Genomic DNA, 11507 nt, shown 5'->3' with positions numbered 1-11507 from the left:
AATGCAAAAAGAAGGGCCATTGCAGTACATGCATGGTCCGTTTTTTATCTAATTATATAAGTTGAACAGTTTATAAATGTTTTTTAAGCGCCAAACCTAGGTCCAAGCCCACAAGAACCCGTCTCGATCCCAAGCAATTCTCCCGCCGTGGAGTTTCCGGAAAGCTTTCTTCACTTCTTTGGAGAGTGAGGCATTGCCGTTCTCATTCACAAATACAAATTGTTCTCCAAAATTCTCTTTTACATATTCAATCGCCGCCGTCTGATGCAAGGTACCCGTAAAACGAATCTCCTTCACCATCCATTCTGCTACTTCTTGTGCGGTTATTTCCATATGGATGCGCCTCCTCTCTGTGCTTACTGCTAAAATGTGCCCTCATTATAACATGAATACAGCCCAACCGGACAAACGTCCGAATTGGGCTGTATTGAAGTCATTTAACATCATTGTGGATAGATATGGTTCGAGGGATAACGGGACTTCTGTCCTCCACTCACCATCAACAGAATCCCAGTAATTAAGTGCAAGAACCAGCCCACAAAAGGAATCCATGCCAATAAAGAGGTTATAATTCCTAGCACTGAACCATAGATAGACTCACGGTCTCTTGAAGATAAAATCAATGTAATCACATGTAGAATAAACATCAACCCCAGAACGGAATACCCCGTGCCAATAACAATAGCAGCACCCAGGATTGGAATTGCCAAAATAATTTCACAGGAACCCGTAATCCATTTCATAGCTTTAGAAGCGCTCAATAGACAACCTCCTAATTGGGTAAAATATATGATTTTTCTCGTGCTAATTATTTTATTTCATACCAACGGCAAAGGTTCTTCCACTTTGTCATGGGATTGCTTCTGCACAAGTGGAGGCAAGCCCTCCTTACTCATTGCTGCTGAAGGGGCCAGCCCCAAACAGTGGCACATTAAAGGAGCCATTCGCAGCTGTGGCAGCACTTCTTCCTCTTTTTCCGAAGATAATACATCTACCCCAAACGTATATAATGGCACATCTCGCTCGGAAGGGGTTATCCCGCCGTGGTACCCATTTGCGTTCATTCCGTGATCTGCCGTAATCATAATCTTATAGCCCTGTTCCATCCAAATGGGCAAAACAGTGGCCAGCAGACCGTCGGCATTACGCACTGAAAGCTCATATTCTTTACTCTCTCCGCCATATCGATGCCCGGCGTCATCTATATTCATGGAGTGAATGTATAGGAAATGCGGATCATAGGCACTCCGTAAATACACCGCGTCGGCAAACACATGACTGTCGGGATAATGATCCTCGAAATAAAAGCTGCCATGCTGAATGGGCTTCATCACATTGTGCTGATGGCGATCAGCCAGCGGATCAAAAGGGGCCGAATTATAAAGCTCACTGACCCAATGAAAGGCGACAGCAGCTGTGCGCAAATTAGCGGCCACTGCCAGATGGAATACGCTCTCTTCATGGCTTGGTCTCACAATATGGTTAGCCGTAATTCCATTTTTGGACACAGGTGTCCCCGTCAAGAGCACTTCATAAAGCGGGCGTGACAGACTAGGCAGTTCCGATTTCACTCGGTGACATGATATTTTCCCCTGCTCCACCAGATGCTCCATATACCCCATGTATTCACGTGCGGCCTCATATCTAAGTCCGTCCAACACTACCACAATAAGTTTATTGTTCATTTCAGTCATCTTATTACGCTCCCTCTCGTTCCAGATGCAGCAGCTCAGAAGGGTTCAGAGCCAAGGTGACGTTAGCCCCTTCCACCAGCCTCAGCCAGCGTCCGTCATTTAAAAGATCAACCGTTAAGCAAATGTCTTCCACCTCTACCGTACACCTAATAATATTGCCCAACACGGAGACAGATTTAATGATGCCATCCACCAGTTGCACTCCGGCAGCAACCTCGTGAAGTCCCGCGCCCTCATGCAGCAGCGTAACCGCCTCAGGCCGAATAGCAAAGCGGTCCTTCGTGCTATCTATCCCCCGGAACAACGTCATCACTTCTGATCGGGTCAATACATTGTAACTGCCCATAAACCGGGCAACGAACTCTGTCCGTGGTGCGGAGTACAACCCCTCAGGTGTGCCATCCTGCACAATCCGGCCACCGTTCATAATACAGATGCGGTCAGAAAGAATCAGCGCTTCCTCCTGATCATGCGTCACGAATAGTGTCGTCATGTTAAACCTTTTTTGAATATCACGGATTTCAGCACGTAAATTCTTGCGTATCTTAGCATCTAGTGCGCTTAAGGGTTCATCCAGCAGCAATACTTTGGGCTGCACCGCTAGAGAACGAGCCAGCGCTACCCGCTGCTGCTGTCCACCGGAGAGAGACTGCGGATATACATCCCGTTTATCCTCCAGATCGACCAATGCCAACAATTCCGCGCAGCGATGATGGCGGGCTGATTTCGATAACCCCCGCATTTTCATTCCATACTCAATATTTTGGCTCACCGTCAGATTGGGGAACAAGGCATAAGACTGAAACACCATTCCTACCTCGCGCTTACGGGGCGGCAAACTTCCCAGATCTTTATTTTCCAAAAGAATTCTGCCGCCATCCAGCTCTGAAAGACCGGCTATGCAGCGTAGCAATGTGCTTTTTCCACAACCGGAGGGGCCTAGCAGTGTCACAAGTTCACCTTCACGGATCTCCAAATCGACATTGTCTAGCACGCAGGTATCACCGAACATTTTGAGCACACCCTGCAGCTTCAGATAATCATTCATCCCTTAACGCCCCCTCCCATCTTTTTGCCGAGCTTCATTAGTACCATCGAAAGAATTAGAATAAACATAAAATAAGAGATCGCAATCGCGCTGGCTAAATGTCCACTTTCACCAACCCTTTGATATAGATATACCTGAATCGTCTGAATATGTCCGCCAACTAACATGTTCGTAAGGACAAATTCGCCGAATAGAACTGAAAATGATAACAGTGTAGAGACGATAACCCCAGGCCATATATTAGGCAAAATCACATTCACAAAGGCCGTTCTTCGGCGGGCACCAAGCAGCTCCGCAGCATGCAGCAGTTCTACGGCATTAACCGTTAACAGACTATTGCGAATGCCCTGATACATATAGGGAAGGATGACCACAAAATATGCGCCCACCAATAAATACGCTGTTCCAGCGATATCAAAAGGACCAGAGGAATAGGTACGAATAAGACCTACCGCAGCCACAACACCAGGCACCGCATAAGGCAAAACAACAATACCTTTCATAAAGCTCTCCCAGCGCGGAAAATAGAGGGTGATAACAAAAACAGCTGGCAGCATCACGGCCAGACTCAGCATCACGCTGATCAGGCATAAATAAAGCGAGGTCCAAAGCGCCTCCAGAAAGCGAATATCCTCAAACATTTCCCCAAACCAATTCAAGGTCCAAGCTCGGGGCAGCAAGGTATTCTGCCAATCTTGTGCAAAAGCATAAATGCCCGTTGCCAAAAGAGGAAGCAGCAAATACACCATGAGCAGCAGCATGAAGGTGCGTGGAGCGAAGCCTGCTTTGCGTATATTCATTGCCCTACCTCCTCACGAGCTGTCCATAAACGCCGGGAAGCTTTGATTTTCACATCCGGTTTACTGACTGCTTTCGTTCCGAACCTCTCCGCACGCCGCACCATTAAATGGTTCAGATAAACCGCCAAAATCGTAGTCAGACCAAGCAGAACAGCAAGCGTACTCCCCATTTGTGGCTGTGTAACCACATCTCCGGCAACCAGTGAACCGATACGTACCGCCAACAGATTGTAATTTCCGCCAACCAATGCGTAAGCCGTGGCATAAGCCCCCATTGCATTAGCAAAAAGAATTCCAAGTGTGCCAAAAATCGCTGGAGTTAAAATAGGCAGGCCAATCGTCTTCCAGAACTGCCAAGGCCCAGCCCCCAGTAAGGACGCTGCCTCTCTCCACTGCTCACGAATTCCGTAAAAGGACGGGTACAAAAGCAGTAAGGCTAACGGAACCTGAAAGTATACATACACCAGGATTAGACCTGACCAGCTATATAGATCAAAACCGGCAAAAACACTCCAGCCCCACTGTTTAAATAAGAGTGTAAACACCCCATTATTTCCGAGCAAAATGATATAAGCAAAAGCCAGCGGAACACCTGCGAAGTTAGAGGTCATATTCGACAGCATCAGAAGTCTATCGCGTACTCTCGGGGTAAACCGGGTAATGCAATAAGCACAAAAAAGTCCGACAATGATCCCTATCAGACTTGAGGTTATGGAGATTAGCAGACTGTTCTTAATCGCCTGCATGTAATAGGCACTTTGCAACGCATGCAGATAATTGCCTAACGTAAATCCCGTTCCGTCCGCTGTGCGAAAGCTTCCCGTCAGCATGGATAGTATAGGTACCAGTTGAAAGGCTAACACCATTAGTGCAAATGGAATAAGTGCCAGAATCACACCGCGGCTTCTTTGTTTCATCTTACTCGCTCCTTGTCGCGGGAATAGAACAAAGGCGCCTTACGGCATCATGACGAAGGCGCCCTGCTTCTTTTTTGGGGAGAACTAGTTCAAATGCACAAGCACACGTTCCTGCCACAATTGAGGAATGGTTTTTGCCGTCTCTTCCCATACCTTGTAATCACCAACAGGCTTAGCGTTGACATATTCTTCTTTTGGCAGCAGCTTAGCTGCAACATCTTCCGGCAACGTTACACTGTCACGGATCGGACGAGCGTAACCTTTGGCAAGATTAATCTGTCCTTCATCGCTAAGGATATATTGGCGTGTAAGCTTCGCCGCATTAGGATGCGGCGCATATTTGTTGATGATCGTGGCATACCCGCTCACGACACTGCCTTCCTGTGGAATAGCTACCGCGAAGCCATCTTTGTTGATCTGGTCTCTATAGTTCAAAGCGTTGAAATCCCACAGCAGGGTAACTTCTACTTCCCCTTTTTCGATGTTGGCAAGGGAAGCTTCTGCATTGGAGAGACGTCCTTTTTTAGCTAAATCCTCGAAAAAAGCAATCCCCGGTTCAATGTTCGACTCGTCGCCACCAAAGGCAATTGCTGCGGCCAATACAGCCATCTGCGCTTGAGCAGCCTTGGTTACATCACCAACGATGATTTTGTAGTTACCGTTCTTCAGATCTTCCCAGCTCTTCGGCGGATTCGACACGAGCTTAGTGTTAGTCAGAAAAGAAATGGTGCCTTGATAGCCGACGATCCAATTCCCGTCCTTATCCTTAGCCCAATCGGGGATTTCATCCCAGTAGGATGTTTTATAAGGCTGGGTTACCCCTTTATCAACGGCAACCGAGCCAAACGCAATCCCCACATCTCCGATGTCGGCCGTTGGTTTGTCTTTTTCCGCATCAAACTTGGCAATTTCCTCCGCGCTCGACATATCGGTATCCGAATGTGTAAGACCATACTTACTGTTCATATCACTCCATGTATCTTTCCAGTTCGCCCAGGAATCCGGCATCCCCACACTGACGATACTGCCCTCTTCTTTAGCTTTACTTTCGATCTCAGTCAGACTTAATTCTTTGGTGCCAGCCTTTCCATTCGTTGTTTCTTCAGCCTTAGCCGAATTTCCACAAGCAGCAAGCAACAGGACGAGCAAGGATAACATTAGACCCATCGATAATTGATTTTTGATCCCTTTTTTCATGATTTCCCCTTCACTCCTATTTCTTATTTGCGGGCTTCTTTATGCTCCAACTGTTAGGCACCCAATTGCAGTATAGGCGTGTACTATTTTCGCGGCATTAAGGAGAATAGGAATATTTGTAAATAAAAAGAAACGACCTGTCGTCTTTTTTAGATGACCGCCGTTTCCCTCAGAATTTCTTTATGAAAATAATTACATTAATTACACTAAAATAGAACTTTACTGATGTATAGTAGTATTTATTCATAATAAGAAATGACCCTCAGAGGAGCTTGAAAAATGCCGTTTACAAAAATTCAGATGGTAACAGGTTTATTTCTATGTACTTTGCTTATCTCAGCTTGCAACAATGCAGCTACTCCTCCTAAAAATAACACGCCAGATACAAATAATAAAATCATTCAAATTAACAGTGATCGTTACACTCTCCCATTACGTGATCAGAACACAGAACAATACAACTACGCTGTCAAAACCTCTGCCGGTATCGTATGGTTGCCAGCCCCAAAAATGAACATTGCCCCTGGAACAGAAGAAAATCCATTTTATTTTCCAACAGAGCCATTCACTTTCTATTTAAGTTCTCCTAATGAAAAATCACTAGCTGTAGAAAAGTCCAAGAAGCTATTAACGTTACCCTTAAATGATGGCGATGCTGTTCTGGTGGTTAGCAGCGTTTTTGGATTAGATGATTATATCCTCTATCATACCTTTTCCATTTTCACTGATGGCGCTCAGCCGATACGAGAACAAGCTTGGGTGATGAAAGTAGACGATCCAACATCTAATAAAGAAATTGCTCAATTCCATTCATCTGGAGGTAAATTTTATAGTTATGCAGTTGATGAAAAAGAAGAACTTTATCTATCGGTTTCCATACTTCCTGGAAATGCAGATGGTAGCTATAGTTACGAAGTTTATATTTATAATCTTCTGACTGGCAACAAAGAAAAAATAAATGATTATTCTCTTAATCCCTCATCACCGGATTCCATCCAATTTAATTACAATGACAAAAAATATTCGTATAAACTTCAGTCCAAGTAAAAAACTGCCCGACATTTCCAGGCAGTTTTACATGTATGAATATAACTACCGTCTACGCGCTGCCACACTGACAACACCGTATCTGTAAAGCACCTTCTTACCGAACCAGCCAAAAAGCCGATCTGTAAAGAAGCCCATAAAGCCAAGGCAGAACAACCCGACAAAGATCCAATCCGTACGGAAAAACAACCGGGAATTCCAGATCAGATAACCTACACCTTCGTTCGAAGCAATCATTTCCGCCCCAATAATCGCCATATATGAGGTGCCCATCGCTAACCGGATACCCGTAAAAATATAAGGGATCGTCGCCGGAACAACCACATGAATCAGAATTTGCCACTCACTGGCGCCCATACTGCGGGCTGAGCGGATTTTGTCCTCTTCCACGGACATCACACCGGTTAAAGTATTCAGCACCACGATAAAAAAGGTGGCGTACATAATTAACGCAATCTTCGACTGCTCCCCAATACCAAACCATACTAGGAACAAAGTAATGAATGCAATCGGCGGGATAAAGCGGATAAAGTTCAGGAAAGGCTCCGCAAAAATACGGATCAAGTTCACCTTCCCAATGATTAGTCCTACGGGAATCGCCAGTAAACTGCCGAGTACCCAACCAATGAGCACCCGGTAAAAGCTAATCCCTATATATTGCAGCAAGGTTCCGTCTTCCAGCAGCTCCCGTCCGCCCTTAAGTGTACTCCATGGTCCGGGAATCACATCGGGGCCATAGATTACAGCTCCAAGCTGCCAGACGCAGAGCGCGGTAATCCATAGAAGGGTTACGGAAACCCACTTCTTCTCCACCCATTTCCTCATCTGTCTCACCCTATCCTATTCTTCGAAATGACCTTGAATTTGATTGTATAACGAGTAGAATTCCGGTGAGGTTACGTCCCGCGGATACGGCAGTGTATTGTCATAAATATCCGTAATATTAGAGGACGGTCCTACTGACATAATGCCAATTCGTTCTCCCAGCAATAACGCCTCCTGAATATCATGAGTTACAAAAATCACCGTCTTATGTGTCTGGCGCCAAATATTGACCAGTTCCTTCTGCATCGTTCGGCGCGTCATCGCATCCAGTGCGCCAAATGGCTCATCCATCAGCAGAATCGCTGGATCATTTGCCAGCACCCGAGCCAGCTGAACACGCTGCTTCATACCCCCAGACAGCTCCTTCGGGAACTTCTCCTCATGCCCGTTCAGCCCAACAAGCCCGATGAACCTATCCGATATTGTATGCCGTTCCGCCTTTGCGATTTTCTTCATCCGCAATCCGAACTCCACATTCTGACGGACGGTTAACCAAGGGAATAAGGAGGAATCCGCCTGCTGGAACACAACCGCCCGATCTCTGCCGGGCTTATTCACCTCTACATTATCCACCCGTAGATGCCCGCCGGATTTGGAGACAAACCCGGCGATCATATTCAGCAGTGTTGATTTCCCGCAACCACTCGGCCCGAGCAGAACGAAGAATTCCCCACCTTTAATTACGAGATCTACATCTTTTATAATGTAGTGAACGTCCCCAGCAGTCGGTTCACTGTAGCTTTTACGGAGCTGCTCAATATGAATGGTATGCTGCTTAGCAGGTAATGACATTCTGAACTCCCCCTATTTCTTGTACGTAACCTCTTCTGGCAATGCCTTCGCCAGCGGCTCGAGATTCAGTTTGCTATCCAGATCAAAATCCTTCTCAATGATTCCGTTGTCGACCATATATTTCTTTTGCTTGGTCAAACTGTCATACGCTGCTTGAGTAAATCCTAGTGCCCACGGATTATTCGGCAGATCCTTTATCGTTGATTCCTTAGGCTGCTTCACTTCCTTATACATCAGATCAGCAACCTCATCTGGGTGAGCCTGAGCATAGGCTCCGGCTTCATCCACCGCTGCTAGGAAATTCGCTATACCTTGCGGATTCTTAGTCGCAAAATCATTTCCCGTTACAATCCCCATCCCCAAGCGAACCGTGGTTTTAGACATATCTGTCAGTTCATGAACACCTTTAAGCGCATAGAGCTTATCATTCAGAACCGAACCATAAAACCATGCTCCATCCACAGCACCTTGCTTCAAAGCGATATAAGCTTCATCAAATGCACCCTGTCCTATTAACTCCACATCACTGAGAGCAGCATTATGCTCTTTCAAATATTCATCCCAAAGGTACGGAATGAAGGTGCCGCGTATGAAACTCAGCTTCTTTCCTTTCAAGTCTTCAGCCTTCTGAATATCGTCCTGTACGAACAATTTCCATTCAGTAGACGCTTCATCAGTCGCTAATCCCGCCGAGGCGATAATAGCATAATCGCCCTTCGCCACTGCGTTCAGCAAGGGGAAGTCTGCCCCGAAAGCCACATCCACCTGTTTAATAAAAAGGGCATTTACACCTTCCGCAGGGGAACCAAAGTTGACCAGTTCAGCGTCAATCCCGTGTTTGGCAAAGATGCCGTTATCTAGTGCCACCCGAAAAGTGGGATTCGTATTGATGTCAGCAATTTTTATCTTTAATGTCTCATCTTTGCTGTTCGCCGCTCCCTCTTTAGCGGCATTAGAGGCAGCCGCGTCGCCCTTGGAGCTGCAGCCCGATAAAAGGATAACCACTGATAAAGATAAGAGCAGAAAGCTTGAGCTGATCCATGATTTTTTCAACCGACACATCTCCTCAAATTTGTTAATTTACCTTGCGGCTGCTGCCTTCATCCGTCGTCGCCACACAAGCAGCTCCTTCAACAAAGGGCAGGGTTGTCGCCACACTTACCACAGAATCCGATCCTTTAGGTGCAGACCCCGGGACTCTGAACTGCGTTACGTCTATTGGCTCAATCGCTTGTTCAACTGGCGTTTCCAGCTGTGGTACCCATGCATAAGGCACACGGTAGGAACGATAGACCATGTTGGTATTTCTGGAGTCCGTAAATGGCGAAATATATTCCCATACCAGTTCATGTTCTGGCGTAACCTCAAAGAGTCTGCCGTTAGAACCTTCTGTAATTAAGGTGTTGCCATTCGGAAGCCGTTGAGCTGAGCTGATATATGGACTGTAGAATTTATAAGAATCGGTTGGGACAGAGAAACCTGCTTCTGCCGCTGTATATTGCCACTCAATCTCAAGGGTCACGGGATTAATCTCCAGAATTCGCGAGTGGTCGCGGAGTGCATTTTTTTGCCCAAAAGGAGAAGATGGATTTGGAAGACCATAACCGCCCCAGCCCCCGTTATCGAATACAAGTAAGTTACCTTCTCCCGGCAAACCTTTCGGAATGATGTGCGCATGATGCTGGCCAATGATCCAGTCGATATGCTTCACTTCTGGCAGCGAGTAATCCGGACCGATTCTCCAAACGATGGCTCCGGTACGCTTATCCGTGATCGCAATAATATTTGCTTCACGCGCATCCCAGATCACGTTATCCGGATGGAAACGCTCATCCCCTGCATCGTAAAACTTATTGGGTCCTACATAAGAAGCCGAATTGATATGCAGCCAGTCTCCAACACCACCACCTAGATTTCCGAAAGAGCGTGAGTTAGGATCACGAAATAGTACATTTTTGGCCGCTTCATCAAAGCCCAGCTCATCAAAATGTTCATTTGGAGCCCACTCCCAGACGATATTCCCCTCCCAGTCCACCTCAAGGATCGTGTCATCAAGCAATTGTTTGTCGGAGATTTGAGGATTGTAGATGTTTTTATGAGCAAGAATTAGCGTTTTTCCACTGTCTACCTTGGGTTCAAGCCCCGGTGCAAAATATCCGACCGGATTGCCTTCGCGCTGATAGTCATGATGCTGGCGGGCATACCAGAGGGGTTCATAACCCGGATCTTCTATATGTTCATAGCTGTTATATTTCCACATGATGTTCCCATCCCAGTCCACCTGTACCAGATCTACATTATCCTGTATTCCGAATTTAGGATCTCTTCTTCCTGTGCTGCCCAGCACATAACCACCCGGAAAGATTTTAGCCGGAAATCCAAGCAGCCCCTTCCACAAATGCACCTCTTTACCGTTCATATCAATCAGTACAACACCTTCTTCACCAGCTTGAAATACGGTATAGCCACTCCAGGCTTTGTTAGGGTTATATACGGTTGCTCCAGTTGGATAAATGGTTGAATGTCCCATCGTTCATCTCTCCTATTTTCAATTTTTAGTAGCTAAGATAATTACTTTTTTTGGTGGTTGTGCGTGGCTTCTGTTCAAGGGTTGGAGAGGTCTCTGCATTCTCCTTGGCGAGCTTCAGCAGGATATCCGAGAATCCTTCCAGATTGCTAATGATCCGCTGATAAAAGTCATTTTGCTGCGCCAATTCCTCCTCCGTAAACCCCTCAAACAAAAGCGAAATACATCGTTCTCCGATGTTGCTGTTCTGCTCCGCCAGCTTGCGGCCTTTATCCGTAATATCCAGCATTACCGTTCTACGGTCACCTTCTTTACGTCTGCGTACGGTATATCCACCCGCCTCAAGCTTATCGCTCAATGCGGTAATCGCACCTGAGGTGAAGTCTAGTTCATCCGCTAAGTCTCCTAGCCTTTGTTCACCATCGCGAATGATTTTGTGCAGAATCAGCATGCCTGGTAAGGAGATGCCTGCTACGGTGATCTTATCCCGCTCTTTCACGAATCTGCGAACCGCCTTGCGAAATGCCCAATCCGTCTCCTCCAGCTGTCTCCAATATTGTTCGTTCATGGCTTACTTACCTCTGCTTTCTCCCAATCAGCCCATAAAAAAGACTCCCAGCACCTACCCCTGACAAGGGAAAAGTACGGGAGCCTTTGGTG

General features: G+C 46.4%; 13 protein-coding genes. 1 reads left to right on the top strand and 12 read right to left on the bottom strand.

Annotation, left to right across the window (positions count from 1 at the left end):
• Positions 1-96: 96 nt before the first annotated feature.
• From MKZ09_RS01555 to MKZ09_RS01525, 7 genes are all read right to left on the bottom strand, one after another.
• Positions 97-333: a DUF6953 family protein gene (locus tag MKZ09_RS01555; protein ID WP_036687339.1), complete on the bottom strand. Its 237-nt coding sequence runs from the start codon at positions 331-333 to the stop codon at positions 97-99.
• Positions 334-443: 110 nt separating this feature from the next.
• Positions 444-761 (bottom strand): hypothetical protein, encoded by a 318-nt coding sequence (locus tag MKZ09_RS01550; protein WP_036687337.1) that lies wholly within the window; start codon positions 759-761, stop codon positions 444-446.
• Between the two features lie 57 nt (positions 762-818).
• Positions 819-1694, bottom strand: coding sequence for an alkaline phosphatase family protein (locus MKZ09_RS01545; protein ID WP_081394228.1), 876 nt, complete (start codon positions 1692-1694; stop codon positions 819-821).
• 4 nt (positions 1695-1698) lie between these two features.
• A complete protein-coding gene (locus tag MKZ09_RS01540; protein WP_076203386.1) occupies positions 1699-2742 on the bottom strand; it encodes an ABC transporter ATP-binding protein in 1044 nt (347 codons plus the stop codon).
• Positions 2739-3542, bottom strand: a complete 804-nt coding sequence (locus MKZ09_RS01535) for an ABC transporter permease (RefSeq protein WP_076203383.1) — start codon at positions 3540-3542, stop codon at positions 2739-2741. Before MKZ09_RS01535 ends, MKZ09_RS01540 begins: the two co-directional genes overlap by 4 nt.
• Positions 3539-4459, bottom strand: coding sequence for an ABC transporter permease (locus tag MKZ09_RS01530; protein ID WP_076203380.1), 921 nt, complete (start codon positions 4457-4459; stop codon positions 3539-3541). The genes MKZ09_RS01535 and MKZ09_RS01530 overlap by 4 nt, the downstream gene beginning before the upstream one ends.
• Positions 4460-4543: 84 nt before the next feature.
• Positions 4544-5656 carry an ABC transporter substrate-binding protein gene (locus MKZ09_RS01525; protein ID WP_076134779.1) on the bottom strand — a complete coding sequence of 371 codons (1113 nt, stop codon included), beginning with the start codon at positions 5654-5656 and terminating at the stop codon, positions 4544-4546.
• Between the two features lie 279 nt (positions 5657-5935).
• Between MKZ09_RS01525 and MKZ09_RS01520 the strand changes: the two genes are divergently transcribed.
• Entirely contained in the window at positions 5936-6703 is a 768-nt protein-coding gene (locus MKZ09_RS01520; protein ID WP_076203376.1) for a hypothetical protein, read from the top strand.
• A gap of 45 nt (positions 6704-6748) precedes the next feature.
• Here the strand turns inward: MKZ09_RS01520 and MKZ09_RS01515 are convergent, their stop codons facing one another.
• The 5 genes from MKZ09_RS01515 to MKZ09_RS01495 are packed head-to-tail and all read right to left on the bottom strand — an operon-like array spanning position 6749 to position 11415.
• Positions 6749-7528, bottom strand: coding sequence for an ABC transporter permease (locus MKZ09_RS01515; protein WP_036687327.1), 780 nt, complete (start codon positions 7526-7528; stop codon positions 6749-6751).
• A 15-nt stretch (positions 7529-7543) separates the two neighbouring features.
• Entirely contained in the window at positions 7544-8320 is a 777-nt protein-coding gene (locus tag MKZ09_RS01510) for an ABC transporter ATP-binding protein (protein WP_076134777.1), read from the bottom strand.
• A gap of 12 nt (positions 8321-8332) precedes the next feature.
• Entirely contained in the window at positions 8333-9373 is a 1041-nt protein-coding gene (locus MKZ09_RS01505; protein ID WP_076134776.1) for an ABC transporter substrate-binding protein, read from the bottom strand.
• 22 nt (positions 9374-9395) lie between these two features.
• Positions 9396-10850, bottom strand: coding sequence for an aryl-sulfate sulfotransferase (locus MKZ09_RS01500; RefSeq protein WP_076203372.1), 1455 nt, complete (start codon positions 10848-10850; stop codon positions 9396-9398).
• Positions 10851-10875: 25 nt separating this feature from the next.
• Complete coding sequence (locus tag MKZ09_RS01495) at positions 10876-11415, bottom strand: MarR family winged helix-turn-helix transcriptional regulator (protein ID WP_076203368.1); 540 nt, start codon at positions 11413-11415, stop codon at positions 10876-10878.
• Positions 11416-11507 lie beyond the last annotated feature (92 nt).

The organism is Paenibacillus sp. FSL R5-0908 (assembly GCF_038006245.1).
GTDB classification, from domain to species: domain Bacteria; phylum Bacillota; class Bacilli; order Paenibacillales; family Paenibacillaceae; genus Paenibacillus_AQ; species Paenibacillus_AQ odorifer.
The sequence above is the reverse complement of the archived record's forward strand: the minus strand, read 5'-3'. Positions and strand labels throughout refer to the sequence as shown.